General features: G+C 43.6%; 19 protein-coding genes and 1 tRNA gene. 9 read left to right on the plus strand and 11 right to left on the minus strand.

Annotation, left to right across the window (positions count from 1 at the left end):
* Positions 1–35: 35 nt before the first annotated feature.
* Genes AC0VYG_RS13990 through AC0VYG_RS14000 form a run of 3 tightly spaced genes read right to left on the minus strand, consistent with a single transcriptional unit; the run spans position 36 to position 3,355 of the window.
* Positions 36–2,042 (minus strand): putative bifunctional diguanylate cyclase/phosphodiesterase, encoded by a 2,007-nt coding sequence (locus AC0VYG_RS13990; RefSeq protein WP_475428594.1) that lies wholly within the window; start codon positions 2,040–2,042, stop codon positions 36–38.
* A 60-nt stretch (positions 2,043–2,102) separates the two neighbouring features.
* On the minus strand, positions 2,103–2,996 hold the full coding sequence (locus tag AC0VYG_RS13995; RefSeq protein ID WP_475428595.1) for a DUF1853 family protein: 894 nt from the start codon (positions 2,994–2,996) through the stop codon (positions 2,103–2,105).
* Positions 2,993–3,355, minus strand: a complete 363-nt coding sequence (locus tag AC0VYG_RS14000) for a YqcC family protein (RefSeq protein ID WP_475428596.1) — start codon at positions 3,353–3,355, stop codon at positions 2,993–2,995. Before AC0VYG_RS14000 ends, AC0VYG_RS13995 begins: the two co-directional genes overlap by 4 nt.
* A 69-nt stretch (positions 3,356–3,424) precedes the next feature.
* On the opposite strand from AC0VYG_RS14000, the gene AC0VYG_RS14005 reads away from it, so the two are divergent.
* Positions 3,425–4,510 (plus strand): DUF3549 family protein, encoded by a 1,086-nt coding sequence (locus AC0VYG_RS14005; RefSeq protein ID WP_475428597.1) that lies wholly within the window; start codon positions 3,425–3,427, stop codon positions 4,508–4,510.
* 117 nt (positions 4,511–4,627) lie between these two features.
* Here AC0VYG_RS14005 and AC0VYG_RS14010 read toward each other — a convergent pair whose 3' ends face one another.
* From AC0VYG_RS14010 to rlmKL, 3 genes are all read right to left on the minus strand, one after another.
* Positions 4,628–4,888, minus strand: coding sequence for a formyltetrahydrofolate deformylase (locus AC0VYG_RS14010; RefSeq protein ID WP_199474630.1), 261 nt, complete (start codon positions 4,886–4,888; stop codon positions 4,628–4,630).
* A gap of 168 nt (positions 4,889–5,056) precedes the next feature.
* A complete protein-coding gene (gene purU, locus AC0VYG_RS14015) occupies positions 5,057–5,914 on the minus strand; it encodes a formyltetrahydrofolate deformylase (protein WP_475428598.1) in 858 nt (285 codons plus the stop codon).
* A 95-nt stretch (positions 5,915–6,009) separates the two neighbouring features.
* A complete protein-coding gene (rlmKL, locus tag AC0VYG_RS14020; protein ID WP_475428599.1) occupies positions 6,010–8,184 on the minus strand; it encodes a bifunctional 23S rRNA (guanine(2069)-N(7))-methyltransferase RlmK/23S rRNA (guanine(2445)-N(2))-methyltransferase RlmL in 2,175 nt (724 codons plus the stop codon).
* 118 nt (positions 8,185–8,302) lie between these two features.
* On the opposite strand from rlmKL, the gene rmf reads away from it, so the two are divergent.
* Positions 8,303–8,512: a ribosome modulation factor gene (gene rmf / locus AC0VYG_RS14025; protein ID WP_475428600.1), complete on the plus strand. Its 210-nt coding sequence runs from the start codon at positions 8,303–8,305 to the stop codon at positions 8,510–8,512.
* A 142-nt stretch (positions 8,513–8,654) separates the two neighbouring features.
* Here the strand turns inward: rmf and AC0VYG_RS14030 are convergent, their stop codons facing one another.
* Positions 8,655–9,695 (minus strand): quinone-dependent dihydroorotate dehydrogenase, encoded by a 1,041-nt coding sequence (locus AC0VYG_RS14030; protein ID WP_475428601.1) that lies wholly within the window; start codon positions 9,693–9,695, stop codon positions 8,655–8,657.
* Positions 9,696–9,735: 40 nt separating this feature from the next.
* Positions 9,736–9,957, minus strand: a complete 222-nt coding sequence (locus AC0VYG_RS14035; RefSeq protein ID WP_475428602.1) for a DUF2835 domain-containing protein — start codon at positions 9,955–9,957, stop codon at positions 9,736–9,738.
* Between the two features lie 129 nt (positions 9,958–10,086).
* On the opposite strand from AC0VYG_RS14035, the gene AC0VYG_RS14040 reads away from it, so the two are divergent.
* From AC0VYG_RS14040 to AC0VYG_RS14070, 7 genes are read left to right on the plus strand one after another with little or no spacing between them, the layout of a single operon-like run.
* Entirely contained in the window at positions 10,087–11,055 is a 969-nt protein-coding gene (locus tag AC0VYG_RS14040) for an AAA family ATPase (RefSeq protein ID WP_475428603.1), read from the plus strand.
* A gap of 8 nt (positions 11,056–11,063) precedes the next feature.
* A complete protein-coding gene (locus tag AC0VYG_RS14045) occupies positions 11,064–11,972 on the plus strand; it encodes a DUF58 domain-containing protein (protein WP_475428604.1) in 909 nt (302 codons plus the stop codon).
* Positions 11,972–12,448 carry a DUF4381 domain-containing protein gene (locus tag AC0VYG_RS14050; protein WP_475428605.1) on the plus strand — a complete coding sequence of 159 codons (477 nt, stop codon included), beginning with the start codon at positions 11,972–11,974 and terminating at the stop codon, positions 12,446–12,448. Before AC0VYG_RS14045 ends, AC0VYG_RS14050 begins: the two co-directional genes overlap by 1 nt.
* Entirely contained in the window at positions 12,441–13,454 is a 1,014-nt protein-coding gene (locus AC0VYG_RS14055) for a vWA domain-containing protein (protein ID WP_475428606.1), read from the plus strand. The genes AC0VYG_RS14050 and AC0VYG_RS14055 overlap by 8 nt, the downstream gene beginning before the upstream one ends.
* On the plus strand, positions 13,451–15,280 hold the full coding sequence (locus tag AC0VYG_RS14060; RefSeq protein WP_475428607.1) for a vWA domain-containing protein: 1,830 nt from the start codon (positions 13,451–13,453) through the stop codon (positions 15,278–15,280). The genes AC0VYG_RS14055 and AC0VYG_RS14060 overlap by 4 nt, the downstream gene beginning before the upstream one ends.
* Positions 15,274–17,106 (plus strand): BatD family protein, encoded by a 1,833-nt coding sequence (locus tag AC0VYG_RS14065; protein ID WP_475428608.1) that lies wholly within the window; start codon positions 15,274–15,276, stop codon positions 17,104–17,106. Before AC0VYG_RS14060 ends, AC0VYG_RS14065 begins: the two co-directional genes overlap by 7 nt.
* Before the next feature lie 57 nt (positions 17,107–17,163).
* Positions 17,164–18,093 carry a Dyp-type peroxidase gene (locus tag AC0VYG_RS14070; protein ID WP_475428609.1) on the plus strand — a complete coding sequence of 310 codons (930 nt, stop codon included), beginning with the start codon at positions 17,164–17,166 and terminating at the stop codon, positions 18,091–18,093.
* A 142-nt stretch (positions 18,094–18,235) separates the two neighbouring features.
* On the opposite strand, the gene AC0VYG_RS14075 is transcribed toward AC0VYG_RS14070, so the two are convergent.
* The 3 genes from AC0VYG_RS14075 to AC0VYG_RS14085 form a co-directional block, all read right to left on the minus strand.
* A complete protein-coding gene (locus tag AC0VYG_RS14075) occupies positions 18,236–20,062 on the minus strand; it encodes a SurA N-terminal domain-containing protein (RefSeq protein WP_475428610.1) in 1,827 nt (608 codons plus the stop codon).
* A gap of 77 nt (positions 20,063–20,139) precedes the next feature.
* Positions 20,140–20,216, minus strand: a tRNA-Asp gene (locus AC0VYG_RS14080).
* A gap of 7 nt (positions 20,217–20,223) precedes the next feature.
* Positions 20,224–20,496, minus strand: coding sequence for an HU family DNA-binding protein (locus AC0VYG_RS14085; protein WP_475428611.1), 273 nt, complete (start codon positions 20,494–20,496; stop codon positions 20,224–20,226).
* Between the last annotated feature and the right edge of the window lie 75 nt (positions 20,497–20,571).

A 20,571-nucleotide genomic window follows, 5' to 3' on the forward strand; every position in this document is an offset into this window, starting at 1 on the left:
CAGAGCCTCATCCATCAAGTCTTTTCTAATATTGCTTAAACAGTCGATGTCGCAGAGTCCAAAGCCTCACTAACGCCGATCATTTTTTGAGTTTTCATATAGTGAACAAAGTCTTTAGTATTCATAGGTTTAGCAAAAAGATACCCCTGAACCTCTTGGCACTGAAAGCCATTAAGCACATCGATTTGGGAGCGGTTTTCCACCCCTTCGGCAATCACTTTGAGATTTAAACTTTTTGCCATGGCAATGGTGGCTTTAACAATTGCATCATCCCCACCACTAATACCAAGATCATTCACAAAAGAGCGGTCTATTTTTAGCGTTTGAATAGGAAATTTTTTAAGGTAAGCCAAAGACGAATAACCTGTCCCAAAGTCATCAATCGATAAGGTTACGCCCAACTTACGAAAAGCATGTAACTTCTCTATGGTTTGTTGAGCATCCGCCATTAGCATGCTTTCCGTTAGCTCAAGTTCTAAGTATTGGGAGTCGACGCCTGTCTCTTCAAGCACTTGCGCTACCATTTCGACTAAATCTGTCTGCATAAACTGACGACCAGACAAGTTTACCGATACACTAATGGGGGGAATGCCTTGATCCTGCCAAGTTTTAATTTGTTTACATGCCGTGCGTATGACCCACTCACCAAGAGGTAAAATCATCCCACTTTCTTCTGCCATAGGAATAAACTGATCAGGACTAATGAGCCCTAGCTCAGGGTGAAACCAGCGGATCAAAGCCTCGGCACCAACCGTTACTTCGTCTGACAAGCGCACTTTAGGTTGATAAAACAATTCAAACTCTTCTTCTTCAATGGCCTTACGTAAACCACCACCTAACGTTAAATGCGCTCGAATGGTGTCGATCATATCCACATCGAAGACAAAGGAGGTATTATGACCAATCGATTTCGCACGATACATCGCTGCATCGGCATTTTTAAGCAGGTGATCGACATTATCACCATGTTCAGGGTAACAAGCGATGCCGATACTGGCCGTTACCATCATTTCCATATTGGCTATAAAATACGTATTCAACGCATTTCGAGTAATGAGATTCGCGACTTGTTGTAAGCTCTCTACACCCAATATATTGGTCAAAAAAATAACAAACTCATCCCCACCTAAGCGATATAACTCCGCATTATTCGGAATGACACTTTGAATTCTCAATGCGACTTGCTGAATCAACTCATCACCGACACGATGATCAAAAGTATCATTAACAATTTTGAAATTATCTAAGTCCAGATAAAGAATACCCCAATGTTCAAAGCGTTTATTACCACTTTCTAGGATGTTCTCTAACGTTTGATATAAATGATAGCGATTCGGTAACCCTGTCAACATATCAAAGTGGTGCAAGCGGAAGATTTCGTTCTCTCGTCCTCTCTCTTGCTGAATATCGTTCGCCATTAAAAGCACTTTGCCTTCAGGGTGAAACACTACCTCCAACTGATGCCAACGCACGCCATTAAGCGTGGACAGTCGAATTTCTTGAGTAAAGGGTTGACCAAGGGACAGCTTACTCATAAATGCAGAGACATTGCTGTTAGTGACAAATAAATCACTCATCGACGAGACAGCACCAAAACGAGAAGCAAACACATCACTCACTTCAAGGAAGCCGCCATCATAATTGAGCATGGCAACAGACAAGCTACCAAGTTGTTTAATCAATCCAATTTCGATATCCAGAGGGGATCCATTCGACAAGAGTGCCTGAACCGCTAAACCACGGCGCTCGCCACCTAATGAAATAATAGTGCTAACACATTCAATAGCATCGTCCTTCCCCAGGGGGGTTGGCCATTCAAAAGTAACTTGCTCACCGATGTCGTAAGCCACAACCATCAATCTTAGCGTGGCTAGAAAGTCATGATCGAAGAAGAAGCCTCCCTCAAAATTGGCAGTCGAAGTATTCTGCCTCAACAAAGTTTTAGCATGACGGTTACTCCAAGCAATGCTGGCTCGATCTGTATCAATAACCCACAACGCAATGCACAAAGCATCATTTATTTTATTCGCAGTCTGACTCATGAAAAATTCATTCTACATAAGGAAAAGCTGAATATTAAAAGCGCCTTCACTTTTAAAATATTACCAATTGTCTGGCACAATAAAAACAAAGTGACAGGACATACGACCTTCCAACTCCCTCAACAACACAATATGTTTCGGGCGAACATCCTCTTGGAATGATTTTCTCCATTCATCCATGCATTGTGCTTCAAAGGAGCATAAATCGCGAGAACTATTTGAAATGGTTAGCCAATGTGGCTTGTTCAAATACATGTAATATGAGAAGAAAGGCAGTAAAAGATCGGCTTGGGACACCCTAATCCATCCACCAAAATGGGAATGATTGCAAAACGAAATCACTTTTTCGGGGCTGGATAAAGCCAAATATAAGCGACCAAAAATAAGTAACTTTGCCCGAAAAGAGATATCGTTAGTAACAGACTGTAATATTCGCTTCCCTTCTTCTGTCTTCAATATTTGCAACTGATGGCGACGCGCTCGATCTACTTTCTTTTTCAAACTGTCATTTTTATTGGGACCAATCCAGTGATGCGGATACAAATCGCTACGCTCCAAATAAAATTTGATAGCCACTTCAAACTGAATACACTCTCCAGAAGGAGTTTCCACCAGCATATCTATTTCTCCCAGCGTTCTTTTGTCCTTATCCTTAACCTGGATATGCTCACAAAGGACGTTAAGACTGGATAAATGGTGCATGGCAAACGAAAACAAGGTTTCGAAATAGCTGCCTAAGAAATGGGATTTACAGGCACGAACCGCATTTTCTAATGGCTCGGGATTCATCGCCAGCACCGCCAGCCTCTCATTGATATCTGGCACCCAAAATTGGGACACATCCACATCACTTTCAATGAGATTGACGGCAGGGTATTGGCTAAAATCCCCTTGCTTACAACCGACCACCCAAGCCAAATCAGCGATATATGGATTAACTCCCACCATCGTCATTGCGCAGAATCATCTAACAAGGTTTGTTTACTCAAGTGTTGATCGATTTTATCAAGACACTGCACGAGTGTATTGAGCCTCACTTGGTCCAATCCCTTAAACGCCTCAACAGCCATGGGAGAAACATAACATTGCGTTGGCAATGGCGCTCCATGCGCAATCAAGACTTTAAATCTTTCTATCATAATGTAACGCAACCATTGAGCGAAACTCATGGAATCAACACAAAAGGGAACGCGGCTTTGCATGGCCTTTTCACTGGGTTGCTCACACTCCCAAAGACCGCCCGCACGCAACACCATTTCTACATCAATTAAAAGGTCGGCCAGTCGAGAATGAATAGGATAAGCTGTATTCAAACTGATTTCTCCCGTAAAAAACGGTAACATAAAGGAAATTTTAACCCTTTGATAGGCATCTAATTTATCATGAAAAACATTGAATCGCTTGGCGATCTTTTTGAGATGGTGGGGTGTGAAGCAAGCTTTTTTGATCTTGGTCGTCGCATTACGAAAATCACACCACAACAAGCCATCCAATTTGATAAAAAACAGCAAGCTTACCCTTACCCATTTCGCCAACATGCTTGGCTGGCTTGCTTACTGAGAACGAAAGATACCAGTAAAGCAAAAACAGCAGACCATGCTGTTATCTGGTTTATCAAGCTCCCATTAGACGAGTCAGGCGCATTAAACCTAGGAACACGTGATCATTTTATCAAAACCATCGTTGATAAAATATTACACAAAGGGGAAGAGGCAGGACTAGCAGAGGCGCTAGAAGATAGTCCCTATGCGTTTAAACCGGACCAAGAACGAATGGCCAATTTCCACGCCATACTAGCAAAACAACTAGGTACACCCGCCTCACATTATTATGAGGGTGTCGTGGACTATGTCACGAATAGACTAAACGAAAATATATCTGATCAACAAGACGACTCATGGCAAGCCCTTGGACTTCAGGGCATTGCGGAATTAGCCGTGCAAGTAAATAGCAAAACACACAGCTCTCTTATCAAAAAGGCTTTGATTCATGCTCCCAACCCTCTTGTTAGCGCCCTTTGCCATTCTTTAGAGCATCAAACGCTACCAGCAGACATTGAAAACACATTAATCGATAAATTACTTGCTGAACAAGATCCATTGATGCAAGCAAGTTACCTCCGGGCGCTTTCCAATACACCGTTGAACAACAACCTGCTGTTGCCATTATTTGCTATGTTAGGCAATTTAACTGAATGCTCAGATGAGCAAACTCATCCGATCACAGCATTAGCAGCAAAATGCCCCCATTGGCTGGCCAGTGACGGCCAATTATTAAGAATCGTCATGGAAAAATTGGCTCATAGAGACGATGCTTTCATCGCGTTTAAGCAAATTGCCATTGAGTTAAGCCAACATCCTGAAACGCGGCAACCGCTTTGGACCCTATTGAGACAAGAGCGCATTAGCGCAACCATGGCGCAAGCAGTAAGCCATCTCTTTACTCAGGCACCCAACACCCTTCAATAAGCAAGCGTATGGTTATCGTGCTGCCAACAGCACCTAATAAGAAAAGCCAATCGCCCTAAACGATTGGCTTTTTCTGAGCCATGAATGCACTCGATAACGGATCGAGCTCACTAAGGATTAATGTCGAGTATGTTTGCTACGCACAGGAGAACACATTTTTTTTCTGTGCTCGACAAACTCATCACTCAGTTCATAATCTCCTTGTGTGGTGTATTTCAGAGCCCCTCGGTTGACCAGTGCCTCCAATGTTTTTGGCAACACCTTCTGACGCTTATCGCCTTTTACAAAGAAAAACTGCTCTTCCATCTGAACAACCTCGAAACCTGATTCCAAATAACCGACGCATAAGTTTTGAGTTGGTGTTAGCTTAAGCTTCATAACGCTCCCCTCATAAGCTGTCTATTTTTGAACCACTTGAACTTAACTATAGACAATATTTTACAGAACAAAAAGTGAACAATAATAAACTATACTTATCCTTGAATGATTACATAAAAAAAGAAGACACTTGGCCTTCTTTTTTCCGCAACTTTCAATGAGATAGAATTAATCAGCAAACACAATGGTTTTATTACCGTGCACGATTACTCGGTCTTCCAAGTGGTATCGCAGCCCCCGGGACAATACAAGCTTCTCTATGTCTTTACCCAAGCGCACCATATCCGTCGCCGTATGACTATGGCGAACACGAATAACATCTTGCTCGATGATTGGACCAGCATCCAGATCTGCAGTGACATAGTGACAGGTTGCCCCAATCAATTTCACACCACGTACTGCCGCTTGATGATAGGGCTTCGCCCCAATAAAAGAAGGCAAGAAGCTATGGTGAATATTGATGACCTTGTGCTGATATTTTTGACACAAAAATTCAGGGAAAATTTGCATATAACGCGCCAACACAATGGTGTCTGCCTGTGCCTCATCAATACATTTCTCAATCTGATGAAAGGCAGGCATCTTATCTTCTTTCGGCACAGGAATGCAGTAATAAGGAATGTTATACCATTCCACCATAGAACGGAGTGACTCATGGTTAGCAATCACCCCAACAATCTCGCAGTTCAACTCTCCAGTATGCCAACGGTGCATAATATCGTTTAAACAATGGGATTCTTTAGTGGCCAACAACATGACCTTAGGCAGCACTTCGCTGTCTTTGACATACCATTTCATATCAAATTCTTCGGCGACCGATGCAAACTCTTCACGAAAGGTTGCCACATCAACGGACAAAGACTCTGCATCGATCTCATGACGCATAAAAAACCATTTAGATTCTTGATCCGTATGGTGACTGGCTTCTGCTATCGATCCTTTACGTTCATTTAAGAACTGAGACACGGCCGCAACAATCCCGATACGATCAGGACAACTAATAACAAGACGAAATGTTTTCTTCATACTACAAACTTATAAAACCTTTAAATACATATCATTAGAGCTCTTTACAGCCCGTCACTTTAATGGACAAAATATTTGCCCATTAAAAACACAACTTAGCTTTCAGAACGGTGGCGGAGAATCCAGCATTGGTGGATTTTCGTATTTCGTTCGAAATCTGGGTCCATGCTTAATTTAGTAATGTTCTGCACAGCAAATTCTTCTTCAATATCCTTATCCAAAACAAAACGGCGGTAGTTATTTGAAAAAATTAGCTCGCCGTCTTTCGATAAGCGCGCCATTGCTAGGCGCAGCAATTCCCCATGGTCCCGTTGAATATCCAGGATCTCTGACATTTTCTTCGAGTTAGAAAAGGTAGGAGGATCCATAAAAATTAAATCGAATTCATCGTTACTATGACGCAACCATTCAATACAATCGGCCCGCTCAACCTTATGGTCACGCTCAGAGAATTCGTTTAACTCAATATTGCGTCGCGCCCACTCAGTATAGGTATTAGACATATCAACACTTAAACTACTGCGGGCACCCCCTTCCCCTGCATGGACCGAAGCCGATGCGGTATAACAAAACAAATTCAAAAACCGTTTACCATTGGCACGGTCTTGTATTAGTTTCCGTACTGGACGATGATCCAAGAATAACCCCGTATCCAGATAATCTTTCAGATTAACAATAAACTCACAACCGTACTCCTTGACGATTATCTCATGATTAGACTGATCTAGTTTTTCATATTGTGCTTTACCGGTTTGTTTTTGGCGATGCTTGACGATCACATTGGCTTCCGCAATATTAAGCGCGGTTGGAATAGACGACACCACTTCAAACAAGCGTTGCTTTGCTTTTTCCGGATCAACACTTTTGGGCGCTTTATACTCTTGAACATGCGCCCAATCCTGATAAACATCAATAGCAACTGCGTACTCAGGCATATCGGCATCATAAACCCGGTAACACTCGATGTTGTTTTTTTCGACCCATTTTTTCAGCTTTTTGGCATTCTTCTGCAAACGATTGGCAAACATTTGCGCACCAGGAGTCATGATGGATTGCGCCACAGCATCTTCTTTAATGTGACCATCCAGCAACGGGAATCGATAGGCACGGCATTCTAAACCACCATTGATCACCCGGGTACTTTTCTCAGGACGAACCGGAATCTGACGGGCTAAATGTTCGTTGCTGGTTAGCATCATAAACTGCCAACCACGCACATGCGTTACAACCCATTCTCCCAATTGGCGATACAAAGCAATTAACGCCATTTCATCCCCCAAACGCTCACCATAAGGAGGGTTACAAATCACTAATCCGGGCTTTTCTTGGTCAATGACAAAATCATGCTGCTGGAAAGACGCCATGGACACATCAATCACGCCCACCAGCCCAGCACGCTTAATGTTCTCCCGGGACGCGGCAATAGCACGTTGCTCTCGATCCGTACCTTGGAAACGAATACCTAACTCAGCCGGATCTTTCTTGCGGTTTTTGGCAAAATCCATCAGTTGCTGCCATAAACGATGATCGTGCTGCTTCCAACCTTTGAACCCCCAGTAGCCTCGGCGTAAACCAGGCGCCATATCGAGTGACATCATCGCCGCTTCGACTAAGAAGGTTCCAGAGCCACACATGGGATCAATCAGCTGTGTTAACCCACAATCACGGTTCCACCCCGCTCGGAGCAGCAATCCTGCGGCAAGATTTTCTTTCAGTGGCGCCATAGAGCCTTGTTGACGATAACCACGACGGTGCATGCTGTCACCCGACAGGTCGATACTCACGGTCACAATATCACGCTTAATACGAATGGAAATTCGCACATCCGGTTGTACCTTTTCAACATTAGGACGCTCGCCGGAAAACGCTACAAAGTAATCAGCAATCGCATCTTTCGCACGGACCGAACCAAATTGCGTATTACGAATATGATGGTTTGTTCCATGACAATCGATGGCAATGGTATTCGCTGCCGTCATATGATCAGACCACGCAATAGCCTTTACGCCTTCATAGAGATCATCGACTGACTCCATCTTAAAGTTGGCAACAGGCAACATAACCCGCGTGGCCACTCGAGACCAAAGACAGGCCTTGTACATACCTTCTAAATCGGTCGTCAATTTGACTTGAGCTTCGCCTAAACGAGTGTTCATTAGACCTTCACTGTGCAGCTCTTGCTCAAGCACATTCTCTAATCCCAGTGGACAGGTAATCTCTAAGTGGTAAGCCTGACCGACTGTATCCACAGTTTCTACTTGTGTGTTCATTTTTAATTACTTTTTTAAACCTTCTATAAATGTGTTAGAGCAAAGAGTTTTTAGACAATTCATCAATTCTCTACTAGTTTCAAAGTTCAACATGGAAAAGAATAAGAGGAAAAAACTAATGAAGAAGCAAAAACGAGACCTTCATCATCGCGCTTATATCCGTGGCTACCGCGCAGGGATGGCAGGCAAAACAAAAGGCCTTTCTATGCAATACCATGAAAATGCCCGCTCGCATTGGCTCGCTGGATGGCGCGAAGGACGCGAAGACATGTGGAGTGGTTTAACCCCCGTCGAAGGCACCCACAAAACATTCAGCATGGTACATTAATTTTCTCGTTATTCAGATGTCGTATCACAATGAGCAAATCAAAAAAGCTCTTATAAAAAGCAGGCGGGTCTATCCCGCCTGTTTTTTACAACTCTACGTATATCAGAGGCATTTATTCGCCATAATGGGCGAGCAACTGCCTCTATCTATCCAATCGTAACTCTCGATAGTATGCGTCCGTACTGGCGACTACCTCTTTAATTAACTCAGGCCCTTGATAAATGAATGCGGAGTAGATCTGCACGAGTTGAGCCCCTGCTTGAAGTTTCTCTATAGCATCATCACCGCTTGAGATCCCCCCCACCCCGATAATGGGTAAGGCACCTTTCAGACGCTCCGCCAAAACATGAACCACATGAGTAGAAGCCTCACGAACAGGAACACCACTTAAACCACCCGCTTCATTTGCGAAGCGATGACCCTGAACCGCATCACGAGATAAGGTGGTATTGGTTGCTATAATACCGTCCACGCCCTGTTCTACTAGGGTATCCGCCACTAACTTAATTTCATCATCTGTCATATCTGGGGCAATTTTCACCGCCAAAGGAACACGCTTGCCATATTGATTTTGGTAGCGGTCTCTGGCCTGAACAAGCGGGTTAATCAATTGCGCCAAACTGTCTCCAAATTGCAGACTGCGCAGCCCAGGCGTGTTCGGCGAACTAATGTTGGCCGTAATGTAATCGGCATAAGGCACCACCTGCTCAAAACAAGTCAAATAATCCGCTGCGGCCTCTTCCACCGACGTGGTTAAATTTTTACCAATGTTCACCCCAAGAATACCTGGATAGCGATGGGATTTAATACGCGAAACCATATGGTCAACGCCTTTGTTATTAAATCCCATGCGGTTAATAATGGCTTCGTACTCGGGCAAACGAAATAACCGTGGCTTGGGATTACCAGACTGCCCTTTTGGCGTCACAGTACCGACTTCGACAAAACCAAACCCCAATGCACCAAGCGCTTCAAACGCATCAGCATTTTTATCCAACCCAGCGGCTAACCCTACTGCATTCGGGAAGCGCAACCCCATCACATCAACAGGCTGAGAAGAAGGCAAACCATCAAAAAACCTCGTTAGCCCCAACCGACTACTCGCCGTCAAAAGATCCAATGATAATTCATGAGACACTTCAGGATCTAATTTGAAGAGTAGTGCTCGAGCAAGGTGATACATAGACAAGGCTCCTAACCGTGTTAAGTATAAAATGGGCGAACTAACGTATTCGCGTTATGGCCACTAATTTATGTTGATCATCGAATTCTACGTCAAAAATCCCATCAATGCCTCCATGGGTAACAAAGCGCCGAAAAGCAGATAAAGGCAACTGAACTTTACGTCCATCTAGACTATGCGCGACAACATTTTTAGCTTGTCCTGAGTACAGAGTCTGGTACTGTAATGCACTCAATGTCACTTCTACGACAATGTTTGCCACTTTTCTTTCCTATGCTTACGCTACTCTTACAACTAACGCCTTGTACGTAAAGTTTTGAATCCGATAAGATGGTACGCATTATATTGTGTTGACACCCTTTTTGACAGAAGTATGAGGTACTTAGGTTCGATGGAATCAGTAATTGAAAGATTAAAAGATCACCTTAATCATGCCGTTATCGGTCAACCTGACTTAACTCAAGAATTACTGATTGCACTCATTGCAAATGGCCATGTGTTGCTTGAAGGACCGCCAGGTATCGCCAAAACCACCGCCGCAAAAGCGCTTGCAGGTGCCATTGACTGCCGTTTTCAGCGCATCCAGTTCACCCCAGATCTACTACCTGGCGATGTGACAGGCTCAGATATTTATCAGCAGGAAACGGGGCAATTTACATTTGTTGCTGGCCCTATTATGAACGAAGTCGTCCTAGCCGATGAAATCAACCGAGCCCCCGCAAAAGTACAATCCGCCTTACTTGAAGCCATGGGAGAGAACCAAGTCACCGTTGGCAACCACAGCTACCAACTGCCTCCGCTCTTCTTTGTGATCGCCACGCAAAACCCCATTGAACAAGAAGGAACCTACCCACTACCAGAAGCTCAGCTTGACCGCTTTCTATTAAAAATAAAGTTAGGTTATCCCAGTACTGAAAGCGAATTAGAAGTACTTCGACTCGTCCGCCAGCAAGATCAACACAAAACGCTCGCCACCGCGACGACGGCGCTTTGTACACCAACTGACATCTTAGCCTTGCAACAAAAAGCCTTGTCACTTTATATGTCAGAATCTGTTGAGCATTACATTGTACAACTGGTCATGGCGACTCGCCATCCAGAACACTACCTAGGGCTCAGTCCGAATGGTGAAAGTTTAATTGACTTTGGTGCGAGCCCACGTGCCACTCTTGCATTAGATCGCTGTGCCCGAGCGAACGCCCTATTAAATGGTCGTGACTTTGTCACACCCGACGACGTAAGAGAAGTTGCCTTACCGGTTCTCCGCCATCGCGTTATCATGTCATTTGAGGCACAAGCAAGCGGTATTTCAACGGATGAATTACTCACACGGTTAATTAACCATGTACCTGCTTTATAATTTTTGCCATGAATCCATTATTATCACCTGATTCACCAGAACTTGAAGAAACGGATTTTGCCCTGTTGGCCCATTATGCAAAGCTCCTAGGACGTGCCAACAAAGCAACACGCTTTACCCTTAAAAATGGTGAGCGACGCTCCAATCAAAAAGGGCACGGCATGGAAATGCTAGAGCTGAGACAATATCAGCCTAGCGATGATTTAAGACACATTGACTGGCGTGTCACCGCTCGAACAGGCCACGCACACACCCGCGTCTATAGTCAGGAGAATGATCATCAACGTTTATTATTTTTAGGGCTATCGCAAACGGCGTATTTTAGCACTCGTCATACATTTATTTCGACTCGGTTGAGCCAGCTTGCGGGTATCATTGCTTGGCGTAGCGAACAACAAGGTGACAAGCTGTCATATCGCTTTGTGTTTGGCAACGAAAGCCATGAACAAAGCGGTAAACGGTCCATCCATCATCTCCTCTCCCATTTGGCCACCGCCACCCAAGTCAAAAACCGACAGTATGAACCGCACACAGCCTGTTGGCATCGCTCAGCCATCACGACCAAAGCTCACAACAGAGATGTCATCATTTTAACGGACAAGCACACTTGGAACGAACAAGAACAACTCTCTTTATGGCAATTAGCTAAACATAATCGTGTTCATTGGGTGCAAGTTTTCGATCATCATGCGTTTGAGTTACCACCAGGTGAATACCGTTTTGCCGATGCCGATGGCCCTAAAACCCTCCAAGTAACGAAAAAAAGTACCGAACAAGCCAAAAAAGACTTCTTCGAAGACAGTGCTAGATTGCGAAAAAAATTAGCCTCTATAGGCATTCGCCATCAATTGTTTGATATTAGCGAATCCCCTGAAAAAATTGCTAAATACCTGCTTGATCAAGGAGCATTACGCTAATGACACCGACAAGCACACCACTCAATCTACCTCATAAAGGGTACTTATTACCCGAAGCCATCCCCATGTGGCCACCTGTATGGTGGACGTGGTTGGTGATTGCCTGCATAATTATCGCCCTCATCAGCCTTACGCTAGTGTTACTTAAAAGACGCAGTAAACGAAAATATCGTCGTGAAGCACTGATGGTACTCAAAAATACCAGCGATAATTTGAGTGATAAAGAGCTCATTACGGCCTGCCATGAGTTAATTCGTCGCTGCTTAATAAGTGAAAATAAAATCAGCCAAGCCGCCCTCCCATCACAGTCTTTAATAGCACAAATAGACAGCACCTTGCCTAAAAAACGACGTTTTGATCAGTTAGGAGACGATTTCATTAACGGTCAGTATCGTGCCGATGTGTCGTTAACGCCTGAACAAAAAACGACCATGATCCGTTTAACTTGTTATTGGATAAGGAAGCACCGTGTTTGAATTTACTTGGCCTTGGCTTCTTTGCCTTCTTCCCGTTCCAGTCATATTTTACTTTTTGCCCAAAGTGGCCAAGAAAGACCAGGCCATCTGGTTTCCAAATGCAAAATATCTACAAAATCATGAAGAAAAGCGCCCTAGTAAACATGCTATTAGCTTGCCATTAATGTTTTTATTACTCGCATGGATATGTCTTGTGGTTGGTATTGCCAGACCCGTATGGCGAGGTGCTCCTACGCAAGTGGTTCCATCCGGAAGAGATATCATGATTGCGCTAGATTTATCGGGCAGCATGCAAGTTAAAGATATGAAACTAAACAATCAACCAGTTGATCGGTTAACTGCCGAAAAATGGGTGTTATCTAACTTTATCAAAAAACGCCATGGTGATCGCATTGGCTTAATCGTATTTGGCACCAAAGCCTACCTAGAAGCGCCTTTTAGCTTCGACACAAAGACCATTAACCAGTTAGTGCAGCAAACTCAAATTGGCTTTGCAGGACAGCAAACCGCCATTGGCGATGCCATTGGCTTGGCCATTCAACGCACAGAAAACAAACCGGATGACAAAAAAGTCCTCATCCTTATGACAGATGGTGCTAACACCGCTGGACAAGTCAACCCAGAACAAGCAGCTGACTTCGCCGCGTCACAACACCTCAAAATCTATACCATTGGCATTGGTGCTGACCGTATGGTCGTACAAGGTTTTTTCGGTCCACAAACCATCAACCCATCCAGCGATCTAGATGAAAAATTGTTGAAAAGCATTGCGCATAAAACAGGCGGACAGTTTTTCCGAGCCAGAAACACCCAAGATTTAAAACGCATCTACGCGGATATCAATAAGCTTGAACCAATGAAAGCGCAACCGATATGGCAGCGACCTATTACCAGCTATTTTCACTGGTTAGGTCTGGCGTCGCTCATCTTTTTTGCTCTGACTCTGCTCACTAGCGGCAAACTTTCCCTCAGCCGATCTAAGTCCAGCATGAGGAAACGTCCATGACTATATTTTCTATAATTCATTTCGCACGCCCTTATTGGCTGCTTCTATTACCATTAGTCTGGCTACTGTTTTTCCTGATTCGCTATAAAAATACGGGGAGCAACACACTCAGTAAAGCCATTGATCAAAACCTACTCGTTCATCTGGAACAATCCGAACAACCGAGCCAGATAAATAAATGGCTAGGCTTACTCTCTATCTCTCTATGCGTGATCGGGCTGTCGGGCATAAGCTGGGTAAAAGCGCCTTCTATGATGTATGAGTCCAGTAGTAAAACAATCTTCGTGATTGACCAGTCTCTTTCCATGTATGCAAAAGACATTCAACCCAATCGCCAAACATTGCTAATACAAACAGTGCGGGACATTTTAGGACAAAGTAAAGACGGCGAAATCTCTCTCGTCGCGTATGCTGGGGATGCTTATACCATTACCCCATTCAGCCAAGATAAAAATACCATCACACACTTTTTATTGGCGTTAGAGCCCATCATCATGCCCGTTTATGGAAGCAATCTAACCAGTGGCATCAAAGATGCTCTCTCACTCATCCCCAATAAGAAAACATCCGCGCACCTCATCATTTTGACCGATAGTTTGGATGCAAAAGACAAAAAAGTCATTCCATCTCTTTTGGCTGGTCGTCACCTTCACACGGATTTGATAGCGATTGGCACCAAGAAAGGGGGGACTGTCCTATTACCCAATGGACAAATACTGACATCAGACGGAAAGAACGTCATTCCACACACGCCTGTCGATCAGTTAAAAGCATTCGCAAAAACGATCCATGCGCACTTTTACCACGGCCGCTTAACGCCTGCGCAATTAAATGCCATTACGCAAAACACCGACCAACACGCAAAAGATCAACAAGCGGATAACCGAAGCTATCACTGGATCGATCAAGGTCATTGGTTTGCACTCCCTTTTCTGCTGTGGCTCGCCTTTCAGTTTCGTCGTGGCATGCTCTTAACGCTGATGTTGGCAGTCTTTTTGCTGCCATCCAATAAAGCAAGTGCCTCACCATTAGACTGGTTCAAAACCCCAGATCAACTAGGTCAAGAAGCCGCCAATCACGATCAATGGAAAAAAGCGAACCAATATTTTCAGCAACCAGATTGGAAAGCGGCATCCGAATATGCCTTGGGAAAATACGGCCAAGCCGCTAATACACTCTCCAGCATCAGCAAAAGCGCCGCTGATTTTTACAATCTAGGCAATGCACTTGCCCTATCAGGTAAACTGCAACCAGCAATTGACGCCTATAAAAAAGCGCTCGCCCTCGATCCCTCCATGAAAAAAGCTCAAGACAATCTAAAGTACCTAGAGAAGCAAAAAAAACAGCAACAAGCAAAAAATGCTAACAACAAAAAACAATCTAATAAGAAAGGACAACCTAATAAAAAGTCTTCATCAAACAAAAATAGTTCATCTGATAAAAACAACTCATCGGATAAACATAACTCATCGGGAAAAAGCCATTCGAACAGCAAGCAAAACCACTCATCCAAACAAACACCGCCTTCTCGCTCATCGGATAAAGCACCCCATGATTCAGCCGCAAAAAAACAGAATAAAAGTCCTGAAAAACAAGACAAAAAGCCATCGTCTGAGGATAATAAGCAAGCGTCTGGAAAAAAACAGCAGCAACAGGAATCCGCTAAGGCTGAACTCAATAGAGAACAGAAGCAAGCCTTAAAACAATGGCTCAGACAAATACAGGACAATCCTGGCACACTATTACAGCGCAAATTGTGGTATTTACATCAAGAAAAAAGCCACGAAAATTACACCAATCAAGAGGATGGGATTAACCCATGGTAATGAAGCAGTTTTATTTTTTCATGTTTGCCTTAATCAGAAAAATGCACTTTTCTCTGGCAACGCTGCTTATTACGGGATTATTTTCTTTGGCGTTACCAGCGTATGCCGATAGCGTAACCGCCTCTCTTGATAAAAATGTCGTGACCGAAAACGATATTGTACAACTGACCATAAGAGCCGACTTCACCAACACAGGCAACGGCCCAGATCTCACGCCATTAAAAAAAGACTTCGATATTGTTAGCCAAAGCCAAAGCAGTCAGTTTAGCTTTAACCTAGGCAGCAACACGGCCATGAGCTACTGGGTCATCTCGCTCATGCCTAAGTCCGTCGGAACCTTTACCATCCCTCCGATTAAAATTGGTCAATATTCTTCCCAGCCTCTGACACTGACCGTTAAAAACGCGCCTGAACAGTTAGATAAAAACGGCAACCCACTGGTCATGCTGAAAACTCAAGTCTCGTCTGATACCCCTTATTTGCAACAACAAGTCATTTTCACAATGAAGTTGTATACATCAGTATCGCTTAACAACGCTAACATCTCTGTGCCATCTAACCCTGATTTGATTTTTGAACAACTTAAAGATGACCAAAGCGAATTCAAGGATATTAACGGCACGCGCTACCAAGTACTCACTCGTAAGTACCTAGCTTTCCCACAAAAAAGCGGAAAAATCACCATTGCCCCACAAACCATGCAAGCCATGATGCAAATGGGGTCGGGACAACGCATTATTAGAATTCAAAGTCAGCCCATTAACTTGCAGGTCTTACCTATCCCTCCTAGCTATACAAATAATAACTGGCTACCAAGCGAAGGCGTTACCATCAACACCAAACTAGAGAAACCTAAAGGCACGGTACGCGTGGGAGATACGCTCATTTGGACAATTAATATTAACGCGAAAGATTCCCTGCCCGAACAAATCCCTCAGCTTACTTTCAATAGCACCAAAGCCTACAAACTCTATCCAGAGCCAGCAACATTTAGCAGCCAAAAGAATGACAAAGGCATCATTGGTCATCAGACCATTAAAATTCAAGTTGTTCCCACACAAAAGGGCACAATTAAACTACCAGATGTTTCCGTCACCTACTGGGATACCAACAAGCGCATTGAAAAAACCGTGACGCAAAGCACACCCGAATTGACCGTTGCTCCCTTACCAACAAGCGCAAGTGCAACAACAAACAATGGCACACAAAAGCCAAAGGCACTCGACAATCCTCTGCCACCACAATCGCCCTCTGTTGCTCCTATATCTTTGACCAAGCACGAAAACGATCAAGCCAATCCATCAGATAACACCCCCAAACCCATACACCCTCAATTAGTGAAAGAGCAGAATGAGGTCAATTGGCGCCTGTATGGCATTATTGGCTTGGCTATTTTGCTTATTCTGCTACTGCTCGCCTGTCTGTTACTATTTTGGAAAAAGAAAAAATCAAAAGACGACGAGGCCAATGTACCGACACTGAAAGAATTTGCGCCATTAACCAGTAGTGATGAAAAAAGCGCCTTTCAAAGCTTGATTGAATGCTGCCGACAAGACAATATTACAGAGCTAAGGTCGCACCTTTTAGAATGGGCTCGCCACCGCTGGGGAGACGAACAAATACACAGCATAGAAGACATTAAGCGCCTCGCAGGTTCTGTCACATTGACGCAGCTCCTGATGGAGGCAGAGCTGATGCTGTATTCAAACCAAGCCAGCCATCAATGGCAGGGGACCCCACTTGCTGATGCACTAGAAGAGTATCAAACGGGACAACCTAAAAAAACTCAAGCCAGTCAGCTTAAGGCACTCTATCCCAACTTTTAAGTCACTGGCTTTTATTTACGTATTCATGAAGAAAACAGACGGAGAAAGCGATAAGTCATGACCCATACATTTCAGTCTGGCATCATTCCAGAAGCCTCAAGTGATGCTTTATTTATCACCTTTGATGTCAAAAAAGAGCGCATTGCTGACGCGAAAAAAGCCCTCGCCATGAGCCCGACGATTATCAGAGAGCTGCAGCAACAATTCCCAGACGTGCACCTTTATGCTTCTATCGGTATCAGTGATTCTGCATGGCATTATTTTGATTCAAACGTGCGTCCAGCAGAATTAGCGCCCTTCCCTCATTTTGCCCATAATGATATCGAAGTGGGCGAGACAAAAGGAGATCTGGTATTCCACATCCGCTCAATGCGTAGGGATACCTCTTATTTACTGGCCAACGCTCTATATCAAGCGTTTGATAATAGCCTGAACATTATCGACGAGATCAGCTGCTTCAAATACTTAGATAATCGAGACCTAACAGGCTTTGTCGACGGCACAGAAAATCCTGAAGGGGAAGCAAGAAAAGCGGTAGCACTTGTCGGTGAGGAAGATATACACTTTAAAGATGGCTCCTATCTAAATCTCATGCGCTTTGAGCATGATCTAAACAAATGGGAACAGCTAGACCTTAAAGCTCAAGAAGACACCTACGGACGCACTAAGTACGCAAATGAAGAGTACGCCTCCACAGATAAATCCGTCCATGCTCACACTAAACGAACTTCCATAAAAGACCACAATGGAAAATCGCTGGAAATACTCCGTCACAGCATGCCGTTCGCCTCATTAACTTGTAAAGGTCTTATGTTTGCCAGCTACAGCAAAACCCCCACCATTTTCAACCGAATGTTAAAAAGCATGATTGAAGGTGATGAAAGCGGCAATCAAGATCATCTAATGCAATACACCACAGCTAAAACAGGTAATGCCTTCTTTGTTCCTTCCGTTACTTGGTTAGAAAGCATGGGGAATGGCGAGTAAAACCGTCTCTTTGTTTGACTAGATAAATGATGACCGTGTCATAACCAGCAAAGCCAATCACAACGCCATAAAACAAAAAAAGCCAGCAGTTGCTGGCTTTTTCATACTATTGCTTTGACAAATTTATCTAAGAATAGCTAGATCACAGGTTTGTTTCTATGTCTGCTTTGCTCTTTAACCATTCTCTTTGTGATCTAAGATTCATATTAGATTCCGTCTCACGAAGATATTGTCCATAAGCCTGCTCTTGGCGATCAGAGGCCTTGTCAGATCCGGCCTGAACCTTGTCTAGTCGAATTAAAACAAGATCGCCATTATCTAACTTCTTAATAGCCATAACAGGCTTACCTTCCGGGTGCGCCATGGTAAAGGCTAAAGAAGCAATTTCATCCTGGCCACGCTTCGCTAACTTAACGGACGTCCACTTAGTATTTGGATTCGTTTCTGCCGCTTTCGCTTGAGCCATAATGGCGGCTTCTGCTTTTGCTTGCACTAGTTTAGATGTGACTTCTTTTTTCGCCTGTTTAAAAGATTGAACTGACTTAGGTTTATGATCCGCAAGATGAATCACAACAACCTTATTGTTCCCCAAATCAATCAAATCACTATTTTGACCATCTTTAAGAACGGTATCACCAAACGCCGCACTGATAACCGCCGCATTCGAAGTAATCGCATTACTGCCACCCTCACGACTAAAGTAATTACTGGTCTGAATCTTCACACCATACTCATTGGCAAGCGGTTTAAGCTGATCGCTGGCATAGGCCAAATCAGAAATGTTATCGTGAGCCGCGAATAGCGCCTCTTGTGCTTTTTTAGCGATGATTTGTTTTTCTAGGGCTGCTTTTTTATCAGCAAGAGAAGGGACTTTTGGATCTTTGATGGCTTCTAACTTAATTAAATGCCAGCCATACTTGGTTTTTACCTCTTTAATCTGACCTTTCTTCATACTAAACAAAGCGTCTTCAAACGGTTTAACCATCGTCCCTTGAGTAATATACCCTAACTCACCGCCCTTTTTCTTAGAGCCTAGATCATCAGAGTACTTTTTGGCTAAGTCAGCAAAGCTTACCCCTTTCGCTAACTGAGCCTTGATCTTATCCAAGATCGCTTTCGCTTGTTTCTCAGTATGAGTATTGTCAATCAGAATATGGGATGCTTCACGCTCTTCTTTAGGAAGCCCAGCAACAAACGCCTTATACGCATCTTGAAGTTCAGCATTGGTTACTTTTACTTTGTTCGCAAAATCAGCCGCTGTGAGTTCAACATAATTAATTTTTACTTGCTCAGGCGTTATGAATTCATTTTTATGTTCATCGTAATAGGCTTTTAGCTCTTTATCTGTCACATTGGTTTTCTCAGCTTGATCAGCTAAAGAGAACTTAACGTAATCATAAGAACGTTCTTGAGATTGTAACTGAGCAATACTATCAACCTGATAAGGAAGAACAAAATCAGAATTTACAACACCTCGTTCAAGCTGTTGAGACAAAATGCTTTCGCGCACACGATTTTTAAACGCCAAAGGGGTAAAGCCCAACCTACGAATAAACTCCACGTATTTGGTTTGATCAAACTTACCATTGGTTTGAAACTGAGGGTTCTGCAGCAAATAAGAATCAACTTGACCATCCGATACACCTAATTTAAGCGACGCAATCTGATTGTCTACTAAGGCACTTTGAATCAACTCATTTAATGCATTCTTCTGCAGTACATTTTCTTGTAGCATCGCTGGGTTGACATGACCATTGGACATAGCAATCAACTGACGACGTTGAAGATCCGCTTGTTGCAACATCTGCGTACGAGTAATATCAGTACCATCCACTTTAGCGACCTTATCGGTTGAGGTAAAGCTTTTGACTAAGGCCTCGACGCCAAATAGAGCAAAAGTCACGACAATAAAACCAACAATGATCTTAACCACGATGCCTTGTGACTTATCTCTTATATCTTGGAGCATTCTGCCTCCACATGAGTTAATGATGTTTCTAAATAAAAAAGGTGCATTCCGCACGGAATACACCTTTTTGTGTCTAGTGGCGGAACAGACGGGACTCGAACCCGCGACCCCCTGCGTGACAGGCAGGTATTCTAACCAACTGAACTACTGCTCCTGACCCCTTAGTTTACAGAGTCTTTAAGACCTTTACCTGCTTTAAAACTAGGAACTTTAGCCGCTTTAATTTCAATCTCCGCACCAGTTTGAGGATTACGACCTGTACGTGCTGCACGCTCTTTTACTTGAAAAGTACCAAACCCTACCAAAGTTACTTGATCCCCTTTAGACAACGCTTCTTCTATTGCTTTTAACGTAGCATCCAACGCGTTGCCAGCAGCAGCTTTAGAAAGATCAGCAGAAGCCGCAATAGCCTCAATCAGTTCAGATTTATTCACGTTTTACCCCTTCAGTATTTTAAGTAGATCCTTAGAATCATTTCGGCACTGTATTAAAATAATGCTCATAGATAA

It is taken from the genome of Marinomonas sp. 63XJN7_7_ISO-PGPR-S23-202, from assembly GCF_056173505.1.